Origin of the sequence: Streptomyces sp. AA1529, assembly GCF_000280905.1 — a bacterium.
Taxonomy (GTDB): domain Bacteria; phylum Actinomycetota; class Actinomycetes; order Streptomycetales; family Streptomycetaceae; genus Streptomyces.
The window spans coordinates 72,733-95,411 of the sequence record NZ_ALAP01000078.1 but is presented as its reverse complement, the minus strand read 5'-3'; the positions used below and the strand labels follow the sequence as shown (position 1 = coordinate 95,411).

The window sequence follows — 22,679 nt, the reverse complement described above, 5'->3', positions numbered from 1 at the left end:
CCGGGACCGCCTCGCGGCGGCGCCTGCTCAGCGGCGGGTGATCCGGACGACCGACGGATCGTGGTCGCTGACCTGGTCGGCGAACTCCGCGTTGATGTGGACGATGTCGTACTCGGGCCGCCCGGCGCCCGGGCTGGTCAGCAGATGGTCCAGGGTCTGGGAGTTCCCGTTGTAGACGTAGCCGTACCGCTCGTCGCGGGGCAGCCGGTCGAGCGGGCTGGTCAGCGCGTGGCCCGAGCGCAGCGTGCGCAGGGTGGGGGAGAAGGGGAAGTCGTTGAAGTCGCCGCCCGCCACGACCACCGCTTCCGGGTCGACGTCCCGCAGCGTGCGCACGAAGCCGTTCACCGCCTCGGCCTGTGCGACGCGCTGCTGTTCCGAGTGCCGGGCGGGCGGCTGGATGCGGCCCTCCATCGGCTGGTCGCCGCCCTTGGAGCTGAAGTGGCCGGCGATCACGAAGACCGTGCTGCCCCGGAAGCGGAACTCGCCCGCCAGCGGCTTGCGGCTGTCCTCCCAGGCGGCGTCCCGCGGTGCGATCCGGCCGGGTGAGGCGGACAGCGCGGGCTCGCCGCCCCGCTCCAGGACCCGTACCGGGGTGGTGGCGTCGCCGCCGGGCCGGTCGGTGAAGGACACCCGGGCGGGGTTGTAGAGGAAGGCCACGCGGATGTTGCCGCCGGGCCGGCCGCCGTCCGCCTTGTCCTCCGGGTCGATCTGGCGCCACGCGTAGGAGGGCCCGCCCGCCTTCCGGATGGCCTCGGTCAGTCTCGTGAGCGTCCGCTCCGCGCCGACGGTGCCGTCGTCCTGCGGCCCCGAGTCGCCCTGGACCTCCTCGACGGTGACGATGTCGGGGGAGGAGAGGTTGGTGACCAGGCCCTCGGCCAGCCGCTCGAACTTGGCGGGCTCGGAGGCGGGGGAGAGGTTCTCGACGTTGTACGTCGCCACTGCCAGTTCGTTCCGCCGCTGCCTGCGGGTCCGTTCGCGCTCCAGGCCGTTGTCCCGGAGCTCGCCCAGTGCGGTGGCGCGCAGCGTGTAGCCGCCGTACTGCTCGTAGTCCAGCGGGCCTTCGGTGGTGCCGCGCAGCGAGTCGCCGACGTCGGCCTCGGGGAAGGGGTGCGTGTCGAGGGGGAGCAGCGAGGAGATCTTCATCCGGGCGCCGTTGCGGTCCTCGTAGGAGCCGTAGAGGGTGCCGCCGCGCGGAGTCGGGTGCTGGTCCGGGTCGGTGGTCACCCACAGGTCGTGGTAGCGGCTGGTGGGACCGGTGACCCGCACGTCGTGCACGGAGACGCGCATGCCCTCCAGCGACTCGTAGCGGTCCAGCGCGTAACGGTCCGGGCGCAGCGGCCGGTTCTCGATGCTCCCTCCCTCGAGTGCTCCGGATCCGGGGGGACCCCCAGCCGCGTCCGGCGCGTACGCCTCCGGTACCGAGTGCGCGGTGAGCCGGACGGCCCTCGGCAGCCTCCCGCGCGGGCGGTGGCCGGTGGTCCGCCAGGTGGCGCCGCTCAGTTCGGTGACCGACTGGTTGCCCGCCTCCTTGCCGCCCGGGTAGTACTCCTGCACCTTCCCGGTCACCCGCAGCGCGTCGCCGGTCTCGACCCCGGGGCTGTCCCCTCCGGTGTGGACGTAGATCCCCTCGCTGGTGGCCCGGTCGCGGTCGGGGTGCGGGTCCTGCAACCAGAAGCCGCGTGCCGCACCGAAGTCGCGGACCCCGGTGACGACACCGGGTACCCCGGTGACCTCCCGGCCCGCGAACGGGGAGAGTCGGGTGCGGCCCTGGATGTCGTGGATGCGCGGAGCGTGCGCGGCGCCGGCGCCGGGCGCGTCGGCGGCCCCGGCGGATGAGGGCAGCACGAGCAGCCCGCAGCAGGCGGCGGCGACGGCGGCCGGTGCGGCCCGGAGCCGCCGGAGCGGTGTCCGGGGCCGGAGCGAGGGTCGGGGCGAGGAGCGGGGCGGCAGGAACGGCGGGCGGAACGGCACCTGGGCCTCCGGGTGTAGGGGGAGCGTGTACGGCGGTGCACGGGCATTCTCTACGCGCGTAAAGCATGGCGGGCCGATGCCGGTTGTCAAGGTCGTGACGGTTCGGCCAACTCCTTCGCCGCATCCCTTCGGGCTTGAGGAACGTCGGGCCGCGGTTCACGCCGGCTGGTGATCCTGGTCCCTGTGCCGTGGATGCCGATGCGGGCGGCCGGCTCGCGCGGTGTCGGCTGCGACGGCTTCCCCGCCGCGGGAACCGGATGCGGTGGGGGTTGATTTCTCGAACGCGCCGGTGAGGGACCAGCTGCCGCCAAGTCGGTTGTGGGATCGGCACGCTGAGCGTGAATCACCCTGGAAATGTATCGCAAACTTATATAAGCTCGTGCTTGATCGCGTGCCGGAGCCTCGTCCGGGCACACGGCTGCATTGCACCTCGGCGCAACGGCGCGTCAAAGACTTCTAGAGCGCTAGGTGAGGAACAACGCCCATGACTGTGCGAATCGGCATCAACGGCTTCGGACGCATCGGTCGCAACGTCTTCCGTGCGGCGGCTGCGCGGGGTTCGGAGCTGGAGGTCGTCGCTGTCAACGACCTCGGTGACGTGCCCACGATGGCCCACCTGCTCGCCTACGACTCGATCCTGGGCCGCTTCCCCGAGGAGGTCACCGCCGAGTCGGGCGCCATCCGTGTGGGGGACCGGACGGTCAAGGTGCTCGCCGAGCGCGACCCGGGCGACCTGCCCTGGGGCGACCTCGGAGTGGACATCGTGATCGAGTCCACCGGCATCTTCACCGACGCCGCGAAGGCGCGTTCACATGTTGAAGGCGGCGCGAAGAAGGTCCTCATCGCGGCGCCGGCCAAGGACGAGGACATCACGGTGGTCCTGGGGGTCAACGACGGCGACTACGACCCCGAGCGCCACACCATCATCTCCAACGCATCCTGCACCACCAACTGCCTCGGTGTGCTGGCCAAGGTGCTGCACGACGCCGTCGGCATCGACAGCGGCATGATGACCACGGCGCACGCCTACACGCAGGACCAGAACCTCCAGGACGCCCCGCACAAGGACCTGCGCCGGGCCCGGGCCGCGGCCATGAACATCGTGCCCACCTCCAGCGGCGCCGCCAAGGCCATCGGCCTCGTCCTCCCGGAGCTCGCCGGCCGGATGGACGCCTTCGCGCTGCGGGTGCCCGTGCCGACCGGCTCGGTCACCGACCTCACGGTCACCACCAGCCGCGGTACCACGGTGGACGAGGTGAAGGAGGCGTACGCGGCGGCGGCCTCGGGACCGTACAAGGGCGTGCTGTCCTACGCGGACGCGCCGTTGGTCAGCAGCGACATCGTGGGCGACCCGGCCTCCTGCGTGTTCGACGCCGGGCTCACCCGGGTGTCCGGCCCGCAGGTCAAGGTCGTCGGCTGGTACGACAACGAGTGGGGCTACTCGAACCGCCTCATCGACCTGGCACTGCTCGTCGGATCGTCTCTGTAGTCAGCAGCCCGACCCGGCGCCCGCACCACCCGCACGTCAGCAATGATCGTCCGCCGGACCGGCGGCCGGCATCTCCGCGCGCCCCTCGACCGGTGCGCGGCGCACCCGACGTCACCGACGCCGTCGGCGTGCCCGGATGTCCGACGAAGCCATGCCTGACTCATGAGGACGGGGGACATGGAGGAACTGCCGACACTACCGTTCGACAATCCGTCCGTGCTCGGCGTCGCGCCCCGGATGCGCACGCTGCAGCAGGAGGGGCCGATCACCCCGGTGCGGGCGGCCGGTGAGGACGCCTGGCTGGTCACCCGCTACGACGAGGTCAGGGCGCTGCTCGCCGACCGCCGGCTCGGTCTCAGCAACCCCTACCCGGCGCGGCAGGCCAAGACCACGGCCCGGAACACCATGATGGCGCTGATGGCCGGGGACGATTACGAGACCGAGGCCGCCGACCATCCGCAGCTGCGTGAGCTGCTCGTCCCCCGGTTCTCCACACGCCGGATGCGCATGATGAAGTCCCGGATCGAGCAGCACGTGGACGAACTGCTCGACCAACTGGCCGCCGGCCCCCAGCCCGCCGACCTGCACCGCGCGCTGTCGTTTCCGCTGCCGACCATGGTGGTCTGCGATCTGCTCGGAGTGCCGTGGGCCGACCGGGAGCGGTTCGGCCAGTGGGCGAGAGGCACCTTCGACCAGAGCGACGACGGCCGGCACTCGGCGCACACCTTCCAGCAGGTCGTCGAGTACACCACGGAACTGGTGGCGCGGAAGCGCACGGAGCCGGGCGACGACATCCTGTCCGAACTGATCGCGGCCAAGGACGGTTCGCTGTCCGACGCGTACATCGCCCAGTTGGGCAACGCCGTGCTGCTGTTCGGCTACGAGACCACCATCGTCCGTATCGACCTGGGCACTCTGCTGATGCTGCGCAATCCGGAGCAGCGTGCCCTGCTGGCCGATAAGCCCGAACTCGCCCCGGGCGCGGTCGAGGAGATCCTGCGCCTGGCCGTGGGCGGCAAGGGGTCCAACGCGCTCGTACCCCGCTACGCGCACAGCGACATCACCGTCGGTGACACCGTGATCCGGACGGGGGAGGCGGTGCTGCTCGCCATCGGCGCGGCCAACGTCGACGGCCACGCGTACCCCGAGCCCGACCTGATGGACATCACCCGGGACAGGCCCAGACCGCATCTGTCGTTCGGGCACGGCACCCGGCACTGCGTCGGCCGTGTGCTGGCCCGGATCGAACTGACCGCGGTGTTCGAGCGGCTGTTCCGCAGGCTGCCCGAGCTGCGGCTCGCGGTACCCGAGGAGGAACTGCGCTGGCAGGAACACCGGATCACCGGCGGGTTCGATGAAATCCCCGTTACCTTCTGAGCGGCACCGCCCGAGCGACCGCACGGCCGTCCACCGTTCCCGGGGCCGGACCGCACTGACGGGGCCGGGGGCGGCTCCCGCGCCGGTGCGGCGCCTCGCCGGCCGCACGGACGCCGGTGCTCCGGTGCCACCAGGCGGCCTCGTGAGACGCGTGCCCGCGCCCGCGCGGTCGCGGCGGCCCGGCATCCACCCACTCCCGCTCACGGGCTCGTCCCCGCGGCCGGACCCGGCCCTCGGACCCCCGGATGTCAGCACCGGCCGTTCCGGCGGCCGCCTCTCGTCGACTCCGCCTCACCCGGCGCCCTCGAAGACGCCGGTCTGTTCGGAAGTTCAATGCTCCTTCCCCCATCACGAGGACAAGGAACCATGACGGACACTTTCAGCGACTACGTCGACTGCACGCCCCTTCTGGACGACCATCAGGCCCTCGAACGGTTCTACGACGAGCACGGCTACGTCTGTCTGCGCGGCGCGCTGGACCCTGAACTCGTGCGGACCGCCGCCGAGCAGATGCTCGAGGGGCTGATCGCACTCGGCCACGCCGCGCCCGGCACCACGCTCGAGAACCTCGCCATCGACTCCTTCGAGGCGGTCGACGAGGTCGCCATGCACGACTACGTCAAGTACGACGACCTGTGGAACCACCCCTCGACCGTCAAGGTCTGGGAGAAGGTCTTCGGGGAGCCCGTCTTCGTCTTCGAGTCCACGACGATCCGCTACTACCCGTCCGCCGCGGGGTCCGAGGAACCCAGCTTCCTGACGCCGCTGCACCAGGACGGCTTCTACATAGGCCCGAACAAGGACTTCCGCACCGCCTGGATACCGCTGCTCCCGACGAGCCGGGACACCGGCGGCGTCGCCCTCGCCGACGGCAGCCACAGGAAGGGCCCCCGCGAGCACGTCGTCACCGAGAACTTCCGCCGGTTCGGCCACCCCGTGCGCGGTGTCCCGGCGGAGGAGTTCGGCGGGGACGGGCAGCTGCTGTTCTCCCCCATGGAGCCGGGCGACGTGCTCCTGTTCCACGCCTTCATGTGCCACAAGTCCATCCCGAACGTCTCGGCGAACCCGGCCCGCATGCGGATGTCGATGGACACCCGCGTCCAGCCCGCCTCCTCGCACCGCGGGTTCAACGCGCTGACGCCTTGGCCGGAATCCGCGAAGGACGCCTCCAAGGGAATCCTGTCCAAGATCACCGGTACTCCCACCGCCGTCGAGTGACGTCGGCCCCGCACCCTCTCCAACCGTCCCCCACGCACCCCCGGGCAGGCAGCACATGACGAATCGCGAGGGACTCTCCCCGCCCAAGGAGCCCGGCGCGACGCCGGCGTCCGCCGCCGGTCCGGAACCGGCCGCCGCGGGGCTCGGCGGTGTCGCCCTCGTGGTGGTCCTCATCGGGTACGCCCTGTCCATCGTGGACGCCTCCATCGTCAATGTGGCGCTGGACCCGATCGGTGCGGATCTCCACGGCGGTCCGGCGGCGCTGGAGCTGGTGGTGTCCGGCTACGGCCTCACCTACGCCCTCGGCCTGGTGCTGGGCGGACGGCTGGGCGACGCCTTCGGGAGGCGGGAACTGTACGCGTACGGGCTGGCGGCGTTCACCGTCACCTCGGCGCTGTGCGGACTCGCGCCGACCATCGAGTTCCTCGTCACGGCCCGGCTGCTCCAAGGGGCCGCCGCCGCCATGCTCGTACCACAGGTGCTGGCGACGATCCAGGCGGTCAGCCAGGGCCGCGAGCGGGCCCGCGCGATCGCCATGTACGGCGTGACCGCGGCCCTCGGCATGGTCGTCGGGCAGATCCTGGGCGGGCTGCTGGTCTCGCTGGACATCGCCGGGGTCGGCTGGCGGTCGGTCTTCCTGATCAACGTGCCGGTCGGGGTCGCCGCACTGCTGGCGATCCGGCGGGTCCCCGCGACCAGGGCCGGGACCAGGCCCGGTTTCGACCCGCTGGGCACCCTGCTGTTCGGCGCCACCATGGTCTGTGTCCTGGCCGTGGTCGTGGCGGGTCCCGATCTGGACTGGCCGCTGTGGCTGTGGTCGCTGCTCGTGGTCGCCGCGGCGGGGCTGTCGGCGCTGGTGCGGGTCGAGCGCGGGCTGGAGGCGCGGGGCGGCTCACCGCTGCTGTCCCCGTCGGTGCTGTCCCATCCGGGCACGCGCCGGGGGCTCGCGGCCGTGGTGCCCTTCCAGGCCGGCTTCGGCGCCTTTCTGTTCGTCTACGCGCTGATCGCGCAGGGACACTTCGGCTTCCACGGGCTGGCCTCCGGCGGGGGGCTGGCGCCGTTCGCCGTGGCGTTCTTCGCGGTCGCGCAGTTCACCCCGAAGATCGTGGCGGCCCTGGGCGGCCGGATCGTCACCCTGGGCGCCCTCGTCCAGGGCGCGGGTCTGGTGCTGCTGGCGCTGGTGATGGGGCTGGGCTGGCCGCATCCCTCCCTGACGCTCGTGCTCATCGGGATCGCCCTCTTCGGCGCCGGTGCGGCGCTGATCGGTCCCACGCTGTTCCGGATGATCCTCGCCGACGTACCTCCCGCACAGGCCGGCATGGGCAGCGGTGTGCTGGTGACCAGCCAGCAGATGGCGACCGCGCTGGGCACGACCGTCGGCGGAACCCTCTTCGTCTCCCTGGACGGCCCGTTCTCGACGGCGACGGCGGCCGTCCTCGTCCTCGCCCTGCTGACGTGCTTCGCGGCGGCCGTCCTCGTGATCAGTCTGAAGCTCCCCGACCCCCGCTGACCTCCCCCTCCCGAACGGCGCCACCGGAACCGGACCTTCTCGCGAGCAACAGCGCGCTGTCCTTCGCCGCAGCCGCGCGCAGAGCGGAGAGAGCCAGTGGACCTGCAGATCAGGACAGCCGTGGTGACCGGCGCCGCCAGCGGCATCGGCCTCGCTCTCGGTGCCCGCTTCGCGCGCGCCGGCCTCGGCGTGCTCATGACGGACATCGACGAGGCGGTGCACCGCCGGGCGTCCGAACTCGCCGCACAGGGCGCCCGGGTCACGGCGGTGACGGCCGACCTGACCGATCCGCATGCCGTCGACCGGCTCGCGGACACGGCGTTCGACCGGCTCGGCGGCATCGACGTGGTGTGCAACAACGCGGGGGTGCTCGGCCCAGTGGGGCAGCCGCTGTGGGAGGTGCCGCTGGAGCGGATGCGGCAGGTCTTCGAGGCCAACCACTGGGCGCACGTCCTGGTGGCCCGCGCCTTCGTCCCCCGGCTCCTGGAGCGCGGCCGCCCGGCCCATCTGATCCACACGGCCTCGATGTCCGCATTCGTCGTCGGCGCCGGCAGCGCGGCCTACGCCGCCTCCAAACACGCCGACCTCGCGGTCGCCCGCAGCCTGCGGGCCGATCTGCGGGGCACCGGGATCCGGGTGTCGGTGCTGTGCCCCGGCCGGGTCGACACCCCCATGGTGCAGGGCCTGGCGGCCCCGCGGGGTGCCGGCGGTGACACGTCGGTCAGCGCCGAGGACGTCGCCGGGCTCGTGTGGGAAGCCCTCGGCTCCGACCGGTTCTACCTGTTCAGCAACCCCGACGCCCCGCAGCGGCTGCGTGCCCAGTTCGACGAGGTGTGGCGTCATGTTCCCCTTCCGTCCCCTTCCCCCGAGGAGTAGCTGTGGCCCGCGCCGACAGCGACGACCGTAGCGACGAGACACCGGCCATCGACCTGGAAGCGGTGAGGGAGAAGTACCGGCAGGAACGCGACAAGCGCAGCGCCGGTCGCACGTACCAGTTCGCGCGCGGTGACTTCAGCCGCTATGCGCGCGACCCCTACACCGAGCGGAAGGAACGCGAGCCGCTCACCGACGAGGTGGACGTCGCCGTCGTCGGCGCCGGCATCGGCGGCCTGCTGACCGGCGCGCACCTGCGCGAGGAGACCGGCCTGGAGCGCATCCGGCTGATCGACGAGGCGGGCGACGTCGGCGGCACCTGGTACTGGAACCGCTTCCCCGGCGTCCGGTGCGACGTCGAGAGCTACATCTACATGCCGATCCTCGAGGAGATCGGGACGATACCCACCGAGAAGTACTCCACCGGCCCCGAGATCTTCGCGCACCTCCAGCAGATCGCCCGCAGATACGACCTCTACCGCGACGCCCTCTTCCAGACCACCGTCACCGAGCTGCGCTGGGACGAGGCCGCCGGGAAGTGGCTGGTGAGCACCGACCGCGGGGATGTCATCCGGGCCCGGTACGTGTCCATGTCGATCGGCCTGATGCACCGCCCGAAACTCCCCGGGCTGCCGGGGCTGGAGACGTTCGCCGGACACTCCTTCCACACCAGCCGCTGGGACTTCGACTACACCGGCGGCGACAGCACCGGCGGTCTGACCGGGCTGACGGACAAGACCGTCGGCGTCATCGGCACCGGCTCGACGACGGTCCAGATCGCCCCGCACCTCGCCGAGTGGGCCGAACAGCTCGTCGTCTTCCAGCGGACCCCGGCGGCGGTCGACGTCCGCGGCAACCGGCCCACCGAGCCGGACTGGGCGGACAGCCTCGAACCGGGCTGGCAGCAGCGCCGCATGGAGAACTTCCACGCGCTGACCTCCGGCATCCCGCAGGACGAGGACCTGGTCCAGGACCGCTGGACCCAGACCACGGCCGAGCTGGCCGCCGCGATCCTGCCCACCGGCGACACCGGGGGCGACCCGAAGGAGCGGGCGCTCGCCGCCGAACAGGCGGACTTCCGCAAGATGGAGGAACTGCGCGCCCGCATCGACAGCTTCGTCGACGACCCGGCCACCGCCGCCGCCCTCAAGCCGTACTACCGCGTGTACTGCAAGCGGCCCTGCTTCCACGACAGCTACCTGCAGACCTTCAACCGGCCCAACGTGACCCTGGTCGACACCCAGGGGCAGGGTGTGGAGCGGCTCACCGCGGCCGGGGTGGTCGCGAACGGCCGGGAGTACCCGCTCGACTGCCTGGTCTTCGCCACCGGATACGAGCACGAGTTCGCCGTCCCGTACACCGACCGCGCCGGCTACGACATCGTCGGCCGCGACGGCCTGAGGCTGTCGCAGAAGTGGGCGGACGGCGCGCACACCCTGCACGGGTTGCAGGTGAACGGCTTCCCCAACTGCTTCATCCTGTCCAAGATCCAGGCCGGCCGGCACGTCAACATCGCCTACATGCTCGGCGAGCAGGCCCGGCACCTCGCGCACATCGTCAAGTGCGTGGAGGAGCGTGGCCACCGGGTCGTGGAGGCGTCCGGGACCGGCGAGAAGGAATGGGTCGAGGAGATCCTCCGGCTCGCCAGCAGCGACATCGACTTCCTGGAGAACTGCACACCCGGTCTGTACAACAACGAGGGCGATCCGGCCGGGCTGCCGCTGCTCAACTCCAGTTACGGCGGCGGCTCCGTGGAGTTCGTGAACATCCTCCGGCGCTGGCGCGAGGCGGGTGACCTCGCCGGTCTGGAACTGCGCTGACCATCCCACCGTTTCACGAAAGGCGGCAACGCCCATGGACGTCACGCCGATCCCCGGCGCCGCTCTCGGCGCCGTCGTACACGGCTCCCAGGTCACCGGCGACCTGGGCAGCTCCCAGTGCGAGGAGATCCGGGCGGCGCTCGACGAGCATCTCGTGCTCGTCTTCCGCGGCCACGAAACCCCCTCCTACGCGGAGTTCCTGGCCTTCGGAAGTCGCTTCGGGTACATCCCGAAGACCGGCCTGACCAGCGGTGCCCACCCCGACCACAACGAGATCCTGATCGTCTCCAATCTGCTGGAGGACGGCCGCAAGATCGGTGTCGGGGACGCCGCCTGGATGGCGTGGCACACCGACTACTCCTTCCGCCCCCGTGTCTCCCAGGTCGGCTTCCTGGAGGCCCTGGAAGTGCCGCCCTCCGGCGGCGGACAGACCCTCTTCACCGACATGTACGCCCTGTACGACTCGCTGCCGCCCGAGGAGCGCCGGCGCCTGCACTCCTACCGGGTCCGGCACGGCCTGCGCACCGGGTACGAGGAGACCATCGAGGAAGAGCTGCAGGGCGAGGTGTCCCTCGGCGAGAGCGGCAGGCGGATCCAGCCCGAGGACGGCACCTCCACCGTCCACCCGCTGATCGCCCGCAATCCGCGGACCGGCCGTCAGTCGGTCTACGTCAGCACCCTGAACACCAAGCGGATCGTCGACCTCGCCCCCGACGAGAGCCGCAAACTGCTCGACGAACTGCTGTCGCACGCGGGCAGACCCGAGCACACCTACGCCCACACCTGGCAGCCCGGGGACATCGTCATGTGGGACCAGCTCGGCACCATCCACGCCAAGCAGCCCTTCGACCCGGCCGAACGGCGCCTCATGCGGCAGGTCGTCAGCATCTTCGACGACCCGGCCGCTCCCTGGCATGCGGAGGCCGCCGTATGAGCACCGCGCCCACGCGTCTCAGCCACAGCCGGGCCACCATCACACCGGCACTGCGGGCCGCCGTCGACCGGCTGGACCACCGCTCACGGCACCAGGCCGCCTATCACTTCGGCTGGATCACGGCCGGCGGGGCGCCCACGAACGGCGATGCCGGCAAGGCCGTCCGGCCGGCGCTCGCGCTGCTGTCCGCCGAGGCGGTCGGTGCCTCCCCGCAGGTCGCCCTGCCGGGCGCCGTCGCCGTGGAACTGGTGCACAACTTCTCCCTGGTGCACGACGACCTGATGGACGGCGACGAGGAACGCCGCCACAAGCGCACCGTGTGGAAGCTGTGGGGCTCCTCCAGCGCGATCCTGACCGGTGACGCGATGCTGACGCTCGCCCAGGAGGTGCTGCTGGACGCGGGGACTCCGACGGCCGTGCCCGCCGCCCTGCTGCTGGCCCGCACCACCCGGCACCTCATCCGGGGGCAGGTCCAGGACCTGTCCTTCGAGCGGCGCCCGTACGTCACGGTCGACGAGTGCCTCGACATGGCCGCCGACAAGACCGGCGCGCTGCTGTCGGCGAGCTCCGCGATCGGCGCCGTCCTGGCCGGAGCACCGGCGGCGACGGTGGATGCGCTGGCCCGCTACGGCGACGAGGTGGGCCGCGCCTTCCAGCTCACCGACGACGTCCTCGGCATCTGGGGCGACCCGGCCGTCACCGGCAAATCGGTCCACTCCGATCTGCGCGCCCGCAAGAAGTCCCTGCCCGTCAGCTACGCGCTCCAGCAGGGCGGCACGCTCGGCGTCGAGCTGGGCACCTGGCTGTCCGCGCCCGGCGAGCCCGGCGAGGAGGAACTGCGGCGCGCGGCCGAACTGATCGACGGGGCCGGTGGCCGGGAGTGGGCCCTGGCCGAGGCCGCCCGGCGGATGAAGCTGGCCGAGGACGCGCTGCTCGGCGTCGACCTGGACGCCGGTGCGCGCGAGGAACTGCTCGCGCTCGGACGCTTCGTCGTCGACCGGGACGGGTGAGTTCCCGGCCGGGACGTCCGCACCCCTACCCGCCACCCCCGACATCCCTTTCCCGCTTCCCGCACGGCATCGAGCCCGTTCCCCCACGAGAAGGATTTCCCCATGCCGCAGGACATCGACATCCGAATACCCCTGCCGGGCCGGCAGAGCCCCGATCATGCCCGGGCCGAGGCGGAGCAGTTGGCGTGGCCGCGCTCGCTCGGTCTGATCAAGTCCGACATGGCGGCCGAACGCCATCTGCGGGGCAGCTACGCCGACCTGGCCTCCCGTTTCTACCCGCACGCCACCGGCACCGATCTCGACCTGGGCGTCGATCTGATGTCGTGGTTCTTCCTGTTCGACGACCTCTTCGACGGGCCGCGCGGCGAGGACCCCGAACAGGCCGGGCAGCTGACCGGTGCGGTGGCGGCCGCGCTGGACGGTCCGCTGCCGGAGGAGGCGCCGCCGATCGCCCACGGCTTCGCCGACATCTGGCGGCGCACCCGCGAGGGCATGACCCCGGCCTGGTGCGCGCGCAGCGCCCGGCACTGGCGCAACTACTTCGACGGGTACATCGACGAGGCGGCGAGCCGCTTCTGGAACCGGCCGTGCGACTCGGCCGCGCAGTACCTGGGCATGCGCCGGCACACGATCGGCGTGCAGCCGACGGTGGACCTCGCCGAGCGCGCGGGCCGTTTCGAGGTGCCGCACCGGGTCTTCGACAGCACGCTGCTGTCCGCGATGCTCCAGGTCGCCGTCGACGTCAACCTGATGCTCAACGACATCGCCTCGCTGGAGAAGGAGGAGGCCCGCGGCGAGCAGAACAACCTCGTCCTGATCCTGCACCGGGAGCACGGCTGGTCCAGAAGCCGCAGCATCACCCACCTCCAGGACGAGGTGCACGCCCGGCTGGAGCAGTTCCTGCTGCTCGAGTCGTGTCTGCCGCGGCTGGGCGAGATCTACCGGCTCGACCCGGACGAGCGCGAGGCGCTGGAGCGCTACCGCACGGACGCGATACGCCCGGTGATCCGCGGTTCCTACGACTGGCACCGCTCCTCGGGCCGCTACGACGCCGAGTTCGCCCTCGCCGCCGGCTCCCGGGGCTACCTGGAGGAACTCGGCAGCACCGCCCGCTAGTGCCCCCTGCCCCCGCACCGCGCACCTCCGCCCGGCCGCCGCGGACAGCCGGCCTCCGGCCTGGAGGGGCGGACAGCCAACCGCCACAACACGGGAAGTTGAGAATCGGATGACCGAGGAGAGCACCTTTTCAGCGGGAACGGCGCCCGGGGCCTTCCCCGTGGTGGGACACGCCCTCCAGATGATGCGGCACCCCGTGAACTTCATGACGTCGCTCTCGGCCCACGGCGACCTGGTCGAGATCAAGATCGGCCCCACCAGGGCCTATGTGCCGACCCATCCCGAACTGCTGCGGCACGTCCTGACGAACGACCGCATCTTCGACAAGGGCGGCGTCTTCTACGACCGCGCCCGCGACATCGCCGGCAACGGCCTGGTCACCTGCCCGTTCGCCGACCACCGCCGGCAGCGCCGGCTGATGCAGTCCGCGTTCACCCGCGGCCAGCTCAAGCGCTACTCCGAGGCCATGCACGCCGAGATCGAGGCCACGGCCTCCCGGTGGCAGGACGGCATGGTCGTCGACGCCTTCCAGGAGATGTACGGCATGGCCCTGCGCACGGTCGGCCGCACCCTGTACTCCACACCCGTCAGCCCCGAACTGGCGGCGCAGGTGGAACGTTCCTTCGACGTCGTGCTCAACGGCCTGTTCCGGCAGATGTTCCTGCCGGCCTCGGTCCGCCGCATGCCCCTGCCGTCCAACCGGCGCTACAGGAGCAACCTGGACTTCCTGCACGCGACCACCCAGCGGCTCATCGACGACTACCGTGCGGACGGGACCGAGCGCGACGACCTGCTCGCCGCCCTGCTCGCCTCCCGCGACGACGACGGCGGCCGGCTCGCGGACCGGGAGATCCACGACCAGGTGATCACCGTGATGGCGGCCGGCACCGAGACCGTCGCCGGTACCCTCACCTGGGTCTTCTACCTGCTCTCCCAGCACCCGGAGATCGAGGCCGCGCTGTACGAGGAGATGGACACCGTTCTGGAGGGGCGTGCCCCGCAGTGGGACGACCTGCCGAAGCTCTCCCTGACCGACCGGATCATCTCCGAGACGCTGCGACTGCACCCGCCCGCCTGGCTGTTCACCCGGCTCACCGCCGCCCCGACCGAACTCGCCGGCCGCCGGCTGCCCGCCGGCTCCACCGTCGTCTTCAGCCCCGCCGCGGTCGCCCAGTACGCGGACGCCTTCGACGACCCCGCGACGTTCGACCCCGACCGCTGGCTCCCGGACCGGGTCGCGCCCGCCTCCCGGCACGCCTACGTGCCGTTCGGCACCGGCGCCCGCAAGTGCATCGGCGACCTCTACGCACGCACCGAGGCCGCGCTGGGGCTCGCCACCATCCTCGGCCGCTGGCGGGTCACCTGCGAGCCCGGCATGGACATCCGCCCGGTTCCGCTGGCCACCGTCTACCACCCGCGCCGGCTGCGCCTGCGACTGGACGCGCGCACCCCGCGCCGGACGGCCGCCGCCGTCCCCGCGCCGGCCGGGGGTGACCCGACATGAGTGCGGGGAACGTCGTCCTGGCCCAGCCGCGCGGCTTCTGCGCGGGGGTCCGGCGCGCCATCGGCATCGTCGAGCGGGCGCTGGACATGCACGGGGCGCCGGTGTACGTGCGCAAGGAGATCGTGCACAACCACCACATCGTCTCCGAGCTGCGGACGCGCGGCGCGGTCTTCGTCGACAGCGAGGAGGAGGTCCCGCACGGCGCGGTCTGTGTCTTCTCCGCGCACGGCGTCTCCCCCGGAGTGCGCACCGCCGCAGCGGACCGGCAGCTCGACGTCATCGACGCCACCTGCCCGCTGGTCTCCAAGGTCCACCAGGAAGCGGTGCGCTTCGCCCGGGACGGCCGCACGATCCTCCTCGTCGGCCACGAGGGCCACGAGGAGATCGAGGGCGTCCTCGGCGAGGCCCCCGACCGGATCGTCGTCGTCGAGACCGAGGACGACGTGCGCCGCCTCGGCCTGCCCGACGACACCCCGGTCGCCGTGCTCACCCAGACCACCCTCTCGTTCGACGAGACCGGCCGCGTCGTCGAGGCCCTGCGCGCCCGCTTCACCGACCTGATCACCCCCGGCGACGACATCTGCTACGCCAGCCAGAACCGGCAGAACGCCGTCAAGGACCTGGCACGCGACAACGACCTGGTCCTGATCGTCGGCTCGCGCAACTCCAGCAACTCGCTGCGCATGGTGGAGGTGGCCCGCGACCACGGTGCCGCCGCCCATCTGGTGCCCGACGCACAGCACCTGCAAGCGGCCTGGCTGGAGAACGTGTCCTCGGTCGGCATCAGCGCCGGGGCCAGCGCGCCGGAGACCCTCGTCGGCGGGCTCGTCACCCGGCTCGCCGCACTCGGATTCGACCGGGTCGAACTCCAGCGCGGCCTCGCCGAGGACGTCGTCTTCGCGATGCCCGGCCGGCTCGCCGACCCGGTCTCCGGCCGCGTCCCGCGGACACCGCTGGCCGACGAGCGCACGCCCGCCCCCGGCGGGGGATGAACCCGCGGCACCCAGCCAGCAGCCGCCACCCGGTCCGCCCGGACCGGCCGACCACCTTGGGGAACTGCCATGCCTGTCGCTCTCGGACTGCCCACGGTGCCGCCGAGGCCGGCTGGACGCCGTGCCAGCCGTCAGATCCAGGTGGGGACCGTACCCGTGGGCGGCGACGCCCCGGTCTCGGTCCAGTCCATGACCACGACCCGCACCTCCGACATCGGCGCGACCCTCCAGCAGATCGCCGAACTCACCGCGTCCGGCTGTCAGATCGTGCGCGTCGCCTGTCCCACCCAGGACGACGCCGACGCGCTGCCCACGATCGCGCGCAAGTCCCGGATCCCCGTGATCGCGGACATCCACTTCCAGCCGAAGTACGTGTTCGCCGCCATCGAGGCCGGCTGTGCGGCCGTGCGCGTCAACCCGGGCAACATCAGACAGTTCGACGACAAGGTCCGCGAGATCGCGCGTGCAGCGCAGGACCACGGCGTCCCCGTCCGGATCGGGGTCAACGCCGGGTCGCTCGACCGCCGTCTGCTGCGGAAGCACGGCAAGGCCACCCCGGAGGCGCTGGTCGAGAGCGCACTGTGGGAGGCCTCGCTGTTCGAGGAGCACGACTTCCGGGACATCAAGATCTCCGTCAAGCACAACGACCCCGTCGTCATGGTCGAGGCCTACCGGCAGCTCGCGGCGGCGTGCGACTATCCGCTGCACCTCGGCGTGACGGAGGCGGGCCCGGCCTTCCAGGGCACGGTCAAGTCGGCTGTCGCGTTCGGCGCGCTGCTGTCCCAGGGCATCGGCGACACCATCCGGGTGTCCTTGAGCGCGCCGCCCGCCGAGGAGGTGAAGGTCGGCCTCCAGATCCTGGAGTCCCTGAACCTCAAGCAGCGCGGACTGGAGATCGTGTCCTGCCCGTCCTGCGGGCGGGCCCAGGTCGACGTCTACAAGCTGGCCGACGAGGTCACGGCCGGGCTCCGGGACATGGACATCCCGCTGCGCGTGGCCGTCATGGGGTGCGTGGTGAACGGTCCGGGAGAGGCCAGGGAAGCGGACCTCGGCGTGGCCTCCGGCAACGGCAAGGGACAGATCTTCGTCCGGGGCGAGGTCGTCAGGACCGTACCCGAATCGAAGATCGTCGAGACGCTCATCGAGGAGGCGCACCGACTCGCGGAGCTGCTGCCACAGGACTCGTCCGGGGCCTCCCCCGCGGAGGCCGCTTCCTCGGCGGGGCAGCCGGGCTCGGACGGGTGATCACCGGTCCGACGGCCTGCGCCCGGACCCGGCGCCGGCAGTTCGTGGCCCACGGCGGCGGCCGGCCCGGGCATCCGGCCGGACACCCGGGCCGGCCGACCGGACCCGGCCCGCTTCCGGGCCCCGTCGGACGGCCGTGACCTGGGCGGAACGGTACGTCGTCGGCGGCCACACGCGGTGCGCAGCGGGCCCGGCCCCGCCGGGAACCGGCCACAGCCGGACAGGCGGGGGCACCGGTGCCGGGGCCGTCTCCGTCCTTGTCACATGCCTGCTGCACGATTCGGGCACCCGGGGACAGAACCCTTCTACGATGGGTCCCCGCACTGTCCGGCAACCCGTAGCACCTGTAGGAGATGAACCCGCACATGACCGGTGACGACCGTCCCACCCTGCCGCCCGTCCGGCTCCCCTCCGATGCCGAACTGGCGCGGGACGCACTGGCCGCACCGCTCCTGGCGCGCGCTGTGGAACTCACCCGCTGGGCGCGCGCCGGCGGTCCCGCGGGCGCGGGCATTCCGGTGGGTGCCGGAGGCGAACTGCTGGCCGAGCAGCTCAAGCAGGCCGCCGCACACCTGGGCCTGTCCGGAGACGAGGAGGCACCCGCCCTCGCCGCCGACGCGTGGAACTTCGCCGTGGACACCGGACTGCTGGCGGTCGAGGAATTCGAGGAGACCGAGGAGGCCGAGGCGGCCGGGCAGGGCGCCGAGACCGTCGATGGGCCGGGCAGCGACGACCCGGTGGGCACGGCCGCGCCGGAGCCGGAACTGGGCGGACTGACCGGCGCCCCGGGCGCTGCCGCGCCCGCTCCCGAGGAGATCCTCGGGCTGTGGCGCAGCGGCCTGGAGACGGTGCTCGCGGACGCCGCGACACCCAGCTTCGAGGAACTCCTGGACGGTATCGAGGGCGCCGTCGGCCCGGACGGCGAGATCGACCCGAACACCATCGACCTCGACGCGCTGGACTGGAACCCGGAGGAGGAGGCCGAGGCCCTGGACAGCGCCCTGGGCAACCTCTACCTGCTCACGGCCACCGACCCCGCCGTCGCCGCCGGGTCGATGGTGCCGCTGCCGGTGCTGGCCGCCTCGATGACCGTGCCCGAGGGCATGGACGAGCCCACCGACGAGGTGCTCGAAGAGGTCTCCAGCACGATGATGCGGCTGGACGAGCAGTTCCGGATGCTGGAGCCGACCGGGCTGGTCGTCCACCAGCCGGTGGACGAGGCCCTCACCCGCGAGGACGAGGGCGAAGAGCCCTACGACGCCGCGGAGTCGGGCGCCGAGCCGGACGAGGAGGACGTCTCCCGCTACGGCATGGTGCGGCTCACCCCGCTCGGCCTCCACGGCGTGCGCGAGCGGATGCGCGAGGCCGGGCTGGACGTCCCCGCGGTCGGCGACCTGGCGCACGCCGGAGCGGACGCGCTGCTGGCCGCGCTGCCGGTCTACACGGAGGAGAACGCCAGCAGCGAGATCCAGGGGTGGTTCGCCGCCCGCGACGCCGACGGCCCCACCGGCGGCGACGGCACGCCGGCGGCCGCGCGGGAACTGCTCGCGGCGGCGCGCGGCGGCGACGAGGCCGCGCCCGTCCGCCGGCTCGCCTGCCAGCAGGCGCTCTCGTTCGCCGGGCCCGAGGCCGAGCCCGCGCTGCGCGAGGTGCTTGAGGACCGGCAGTTGGGCGGACTGGCCCGGGTCTGGCTCGCCGAGCGCGGCGCCGGGAACGTGCCGCAGCCCGACGAGGAGATGGTCTTCTGGCTGACGATCGACACCATCGCAGCCCAGGTCGCGACCGCCGGTGAACCGGATGAACTGCGCGATCTGGTACGGGATCTGGTCGACCAGCACACCGGCTTCTTCGACAAGGCGTGGCGGGTCGAGCACCCCGCGACCGGGGACGTGCTGGAGACGATGGGGCGGGTGCACCCGGACAAGCGGATCGCCAAGGACGCCCGCAAGGCCGCGTTCAAGGCCCGCTCGCGCTGACCGCGCACGGATCCCCGCCCGGCCGGGATCCGCCCTCCCTCACTCCCGCACCGGGCGACCGGCCGCCCGTGCCGACCTGCCTCCGCCCTGCCCGCCCGCGCCGCGCGGGCGTTCCGTACCGACACTGACGTGACCGCCCGCACCCACCGCCGGCGGCGCCGTACGGGACGCCCGGCGGTGCGTGCGGGGACGCCCGGCGGTGCGTGCGCGGTCCGCATCGCGGACGGTGTGCGAAGTGCGGCGAGTCCGGCAGCCCGCTCCCGGGATCCGCTCCCGCTGTTCCGTACGATCGAGCAGATCGGGCCTTTTCGGCTATCCGGAACAAAGGGTGTGAGCAACGACGTGACAGAGAGCCCCAAGCGGCAGTCCGGGGGCGCAGCTGCGGCCCGCCAGGTACCGCAGGCGGTGGCCGCGCTGCCCCAACAGGTACGCGACGAACTGGTCTCCAGACTGCGCCGCGCGGGCCGCCCGTTCACCAAGGACGATGTGCAGGTCGTCCAGGAGCCCATGCTCAAGCGGGCGGTCAGCGCCTCCGCACTCGGCAACTGCATGGAGTGGTTCGACTTCGGCGTCTACAGCTACCTCGCCGCCACCATCGGCAAGGTCTTCTATCCGGGCGCCTCCGACGCGGCGCAACTCCTCGCCTCGTTCGCGACGTTCGCCGCGGCCTTCGTCGTCCGTCCGCTGGGCGGCCTCTTCTTCGGACCGCTCGGCGACAAGCTGGGCCGCCAGAAAGTGCTCGCCGCGACCATGGTCCTGATGGCCTTCGGCACCTTCCTGATCGGGTTCATCCCCGACTACGGCACGATCGGCATCGCGGCCCCGATCCTGCTGCTCCTCGCGCGGATGCTGCAGGGATTCTCCACCGGCGGCGAGTACGGCGGCGCCACCACCTTCATCGCGGAGTTCTCGCCCGACCGCAGGCGCGGATTCCTCGGCAGCTGGCTCGACTTCGGCACCTTCATCGGCTACGCCCTCGGCTCGGTCCTGGTCACCGTGCTCAACATCGCGCTGACCGACAGCCAGATGCTCTCCTGGGGCTGGCGCATCCCGTTCCTGATCGCCGGACCGCTGGGACTGATCGGCCTGTACATGCGGCTGAAGCTGGAGGAGTCCCCCGCCTTCCAGCAGCAGTTGGACGAGCACGACCAGGCCGTCGCCGAGCGCGAGCAGAAGCACGAGTTCCGCACCATCCTGCGCCGGTACTGGGAGCCGCTGCTGGTCTGCATCGGCCTGGTGCTGCTCTACAACGTCACCAACTACATGGTGACCGGCTATCTGCCGACCTACCAGACGGAGGTGCTGGGCCGGGGCGGCACCACCTCCGATGTGCTGGTGCTGGTCGGCATGGTGTGGGTGGTGGTGCTCATCACCTTCGTCGGCCGGCTCAGCGACCGGATCGGGCGGCGCCCCGTCTACCGCGGGGCCGCCGTCGGCCAGATCGTGCTGGCCCTCCCCGCCTTCCTGCTGCTGCGCTCGGACGGTTGGCTGCTGCCCGCGCTCGGCGTGCTCGTCCTGGCCACCCTGCTGGCCGGGTTCGCCGCGCCGTCGGCCGCCACGCTGCCCGCGCTCTTCCCCACGAGCGTGCGCTACGCCGCCATGGGGATCGGCTTCAACTTCTCGGTGGCCGCCTTCGGCGGAACCACCCCGCTGGTCACCGAGGGCCTGGTCAGCGCCACGGGCAGCAACTTGGTGCCCGGCTGCTATCTGATGGTCAGCGGGCTCGTCGGCCTGCTCGCCGTGCGCTTCATGCCGGAGACCGCGGGGGTGCCGCTGCACGGCTCGCAGCCGATGGTCAGCACGGAGCAGGAGGCCAAGGAGCTGATCTCCGCCAGCCGCGACCTCCGGGCCCTGCAAATGCGAACGGCGACGGCGGAGGGGGTTGCCGGTCCCGGATAGCCGGGACCGAGCCGGACGGTCATTCCGCGCCGGGCTTCGCGGCCCGGCCGGACCCCTGTCGGCGGTCCCGGAAGGCCGCGGCCAGCACGGCGGCGGTGCCGAGCGCCGACGGCAGCAGGGCGAGCAGCAGCATCCCGGTCCGGGGCTCGCCTTCGGCGGGTGGTTCGACGGCCCACATCAGGCTGCAGGCAACGGCGATGGTCACCCCGAGGCAGCAGCCGAGAAAGAGCTGCGCCCGGGCCAGGCCCAGCGCTCCCTGCGCCGTCTGCGGCCGGTTGACCAGGCTCGACGTCTGCCGTCCCGGCGGCAGGTCGCGGACCGGGGTGATCCGCAAGGTGGCGGACGCCATCCCGGTCAGCAGCGCCAGCATGCCCGCGTACACGAGGACGGGCAGGAAGACGGTGCCCACCGATTTGTCCGCGTACCGGTCCACTCCGCTGCTGCCGAAATGCTGCGGAACCTGGTGCGGAAGCCGGGGGTAGACCATGATTCCCCACACCAGAAGCCCGGCCAGCACCAGCACTCCGGGTACCAGCCACCGCCACGGGAACCCGGCACCGCCGGGCACGCCCCCGCTCCGGCCCCCATGCTGTCGCGTTTCCCGCACGCCCCGCCCTCCCGTCGTCCCTCCCCGTCGGCCCCCGCCTGCCCCGCGGGGCGCGGGCTCATTCCGCCGCGCGCCCCCAGACCAGGTGGTTGCCGCCCTGCCACTCGATGACCGACTCGTCGTACAGATCGACCGTGGCGATGTCCAGTCCGGCGCGGGCGAGGAACTCGATCAGATCGGTGAGCCCGTAGGCGGTGCCCAGCGTCTCACCGTGCACACTGACGCGGCGACCCCCGCCGGATGCGGGTGGATGGACGACGACGAACGCACTCATGACTCCAGGCTGCGCCCGCGGCAGCCGGGATGCACCTCGGAACGCGGGGGCGTCGCGCCGACCGCGGTGGCTCTGCCGGGCCGGCCGACAGGACCGGACACTCCGTCCCGGCGCGGCCTCAGCGCCCGGCCGGCTCCCCGGCCCCGGGCCCGGGGAGCGCCTCCCGCAGAGCCAGCTCGGCCAGGGCGCGTGCGGCGCCGACCGGGTCGTCCACGAGCTCCAGACCGCGCATGACCATGGCGCCCTCGTGCAGCACCGCCAGCCGGTCGGCCAGCCGCGCCGGCTCCCGCGCACCGGCCGCGACCGCGAGTTCGTGGAGATAGCCGTGCATCCAGTGCTTCTGCCCGATGATCACACGGCGCCCCGGGTGCGCGGGGTCGGGCAGCTCCGCCGCGGCGTTGACGAATCCGCAGCCGCGTGGATTGTGCTGCCTCGTCCACTCCGCGAGTGCGTCGAAGGTGGCCAGCAACTGCGCGGAGGCCCCGGTGTCCGCGGCGTGCGCCGCCACCCACGAGGTCAGCCAGGAGCGCCAGCGCCGGTCCCGCTCGCGCAGATACGCGGCGATCAGCGCGTCCTTGCCGCCGAACCGGTCGTAGAGGGTCTTCTTGGTGGTGCCGGCCTCCTTGGCGATCAGATCGACGCCGACGGCCGTGATGCCGCGCTCGTAGAAGAGAGTGCTGGCCGCGTCCAGAATCCGCCGGGCGCCGGGCGTCAGCTCCTCCGGGGCCGCCGGCTGCGCCGCCGCCGATTCCGCTGTCCCCGTCCCCACTGCTCGCAGCTCCCTTCATCGACGCCCCGCCGTGCCGGACCCTGCCCGCACCGCGGTAAACAGGTCTGTCTATGCCACTGTACTCCGGCGTGGCC

18 protein-coding genes are annotated in these 22,679 nt (G+C 72.1%); 14 read left to right on the top strand and 4 right to left on the bottom strand.

Annotated features, from left to right (window positions below; translation table 11 throughout):
- Window positions 1-27 precede the first annotated feature (27 nt).
- Complete coding sequence (locus A949_RS0122695) at window positions 28-1,950, bottom strand: endonuclease/exonuclease/phosphatase family protein (RefSeq protein ID WP_106428880.1); 1,923 nt, start codon at window positions 1,948-1,950, stop codon at window positions 28-30.
- A 505-nt stretch (window positions 1,951-2,455) separates the two neighbouring features.
- Here A949_RS0122695 and gap point away from each other — a divergent pair.
- The 14 genes from gap (at window position 2,456) to A949_RS0122625 (ending at window position 20,934) form a co-directional block, all read left to right on the top strand.
- A complete protein-coding gene (gap, locus tag A949_RS0122690; RefSeq protein ID WP_019358329.1) occupies window positions 2,456-3,460 on the top strand; it encodes a type I glyceraldehyde-3-phosphate dehydrogenase in 1,005 nt (334 codons plus the stop codon).
- 177 nt (window positions 3,461-3,637) lie between these two features.
- Entirely contained in the window at window positions 3,638-4,837 is a 1,200-nt protein-coding gene (gene penM / locus A949_RS0122685; protein ID WP_019358328.1) for a pentalenolactone synthase, read from the top strand.
- 366 nt (window positions 4,838-5,203) lie between these two features.
- Window positions 5,204-6,055: a 1-deoxypentalenic acid 11-beta-hydroxylase gene (gene ptlH / locus A949_RS0122680; RefSeq protein WP_019358327.1), complete on the top strand. Its 852-nt coding sequence runs from the start codon at window positions 5,204-5,206 to the stop codon at window positions 6,053-6,055.
- A gap of 55 nt (window positions 6,056-6,110) precedes the next feature.
- Entirely contained in the window at window positions 6,111-7,565 is a 1,455-nt protein-coding gene (locus A949_RS0122675) for an MFS transporter (protein ID WP_019358326.1), read from the top strand.
- A 96-nt stretch (window positions 7,566-7,661) separates the two neighbouring features.
- The gene (gene ptlF / locus A949_RS0122670) at window positions 7,662-8,441 is read left to right on the top strand and encodes a 1-deoxy-11-beta-hydroxypentalenate dehydrogenase (protein WP_019358325.1); all 780 of its coding nucleotides are present in this window, start codon (window positions 7,662-7,664) and stop codon (window positions 8,439-8,441) included.
- A 2-nt stretch (window positions 8,442-8,443) separates the two neighbouring features.
- Entirely contained in the window at window positions 8,444-10,258 is a 1,815-nt protein-coding gene (gene ptlE, locus A949_RS0122665) for a neopentalenolactone/pentalenolactone D synthase (protein ID WP_019358324.1), read from the top strand.
- Between the two features lie 34 nt (window positions 10,259-10,292).
- Window positions 10,293-11,192: a neopentalenolactone/pentalenolactone F synthase gene (ptlD, locus tag A949_RS0122660; protein WP_019358323.1), complete on the top strand. Its 900-nt coding sequence runs from the start codon at window positions 10,293-10,295 to the stop codon at window positions 11,190-11,192.
- Complete coding sequence (locus A949_RS0122655) at window positions 11,189-12,202, top strand: polyprenyl synthetase family protein (RefSeq protein WP_019358322.1); 1,014 nt, start codon at window positions 11,189-11,191, stop codon at window positions 12,200-12,202. Before ptlD ends, A949_RS0122655 begins: the two co-directional genes overlap by 4 nt.
- A gap of 102 nt (window positions 12,203-12,304) precedes the next feature.
- Window positions 12,305-13,318 (top strand): pentalenene synthase, encoded by a 1,014-nt coding sequence (gene ptlA, locus A949_RS0122650; RefSeq protein WP_019358321.1) that lies wholly within the window; start codon window positions 12,305-12,307, stop codon window positions 13,316-13,318.
- A 109-nt stretch (window positions 13,319-13,427) separates the two neighbouring features.
- Window positions 13,428-14,822, top strand: a complete 1,395-nt coding sequence (gene ptlI / locus A949_RS0122645) for a pentalenene oxygenase (protein WP_019358320.1) — start codon at window positions 13,428-13,430, stop codon at window positions 14,820-14,822.
- Window positions 14,819-15,814 carry a 4-hydroxy-3-methylbut-2-enyl diphosphate reductase gene (gene ispH, locus A949_RS0122640; RefSeq protein ID WP_019358319.1) on the top strand — a complete coding sequence of 332 codons (996 nt, stop codon included), beginning with the start codon at window positions 14,819-14,821 and terminating at the stop codon, window positions 15,812-15,814. Before ptlI ends, ispH begins: the two co-directional genes overlap by 4 nt.
- Window positions 15,815-15,883: 69 nt before the next feature.
- Window positions 15,884-17,059, top strand: a complete 1,176-nt coding sequence (gene ispG, locus A949_RS0122635; protein ID WP_078565499.1) for a flavodoxin-dependent (E)-4-hydroxy-3-methylbut-2-enyl-diphosphate synthase — start codon at window positions 15,884-15,886, stop codon at window positions 17,057-17,059.
- A gap of 365 nt (window positions 17,060-17,424) precedes the next feature.
- Window positions 17,425-19,035 carry a hypothetical protein gene (locus tag A949_RS0122630; RefSeq protein ID WP_019358317.1) on the top strand — a complete coding sequence of 537 codons (1,611 nt, stop codon included), beginning with the start codon at window positions 17,425-17,427 and terminating at the stop codon, window positions 19,033-19,035.
- A 342-nt stretch (window positions 19,036-19,377) separates the two neighbouring features.
- Entirely contained in the window at window positions 19,378-20,934 is a 1,557-nt protein-coding gene (locus A949_RS0122625; RefSeq protein WP_051019601.1) for an MFS transporter, read from the top strand.
- A gap of 19 nt (window positions 20,935-20,953) precedes the next feature.
- On the opposite strand, the gene A949_RS0122620 is transcribed toward A949_RS0122625, so the two are convergent.
- The 3 genes from A949_RS0122620 to A949_RS0122610 all read right to left on the bottom strand — a co-directional run bounded on the left by A949_RS0122620 (window position 20,954) and on the right by A949_RS0122610 (window position 22,584).
- Window positions 20,954-21,502, bottom strand: coding sequence for a DUF1648 domain-containing protein (locus A949_RS0122620; RefSeq protein ID WP_019358315.1), 549 nt, complete (start codon window positions 21,500-21,502; stop codon window positions 20,954-20,956).
- 97 nt (window positions 21,503-21,599) lie between these two features.
- The gene (locus A949_RS0122615; RefSeq protein WP_019358314.1) at window positions 21,600-21,815 is read right to left on the bottom strand and encodes a hypothetical protein; all 216 of its coding nucleotides are present in this window, start codon (window positions 21,813-21,815) and stop codon (window positions 21,600-21,602) included.
- Between the two features lie 118 nt (window positions 21,816-21,933).
- Window positions 21,934-22,584, bottom strand: coding sequence for a TetR/AcrR family transcriptional regulator (locus A949_RS0122610; protein ID WP_019358313.1), 651 nt, complete (start codon window positions 22,582-22,584; stop codon window positions 21,934-21,936).
- Window positions 22,585-22,679 lie beyond the last annotated feature (95 nt).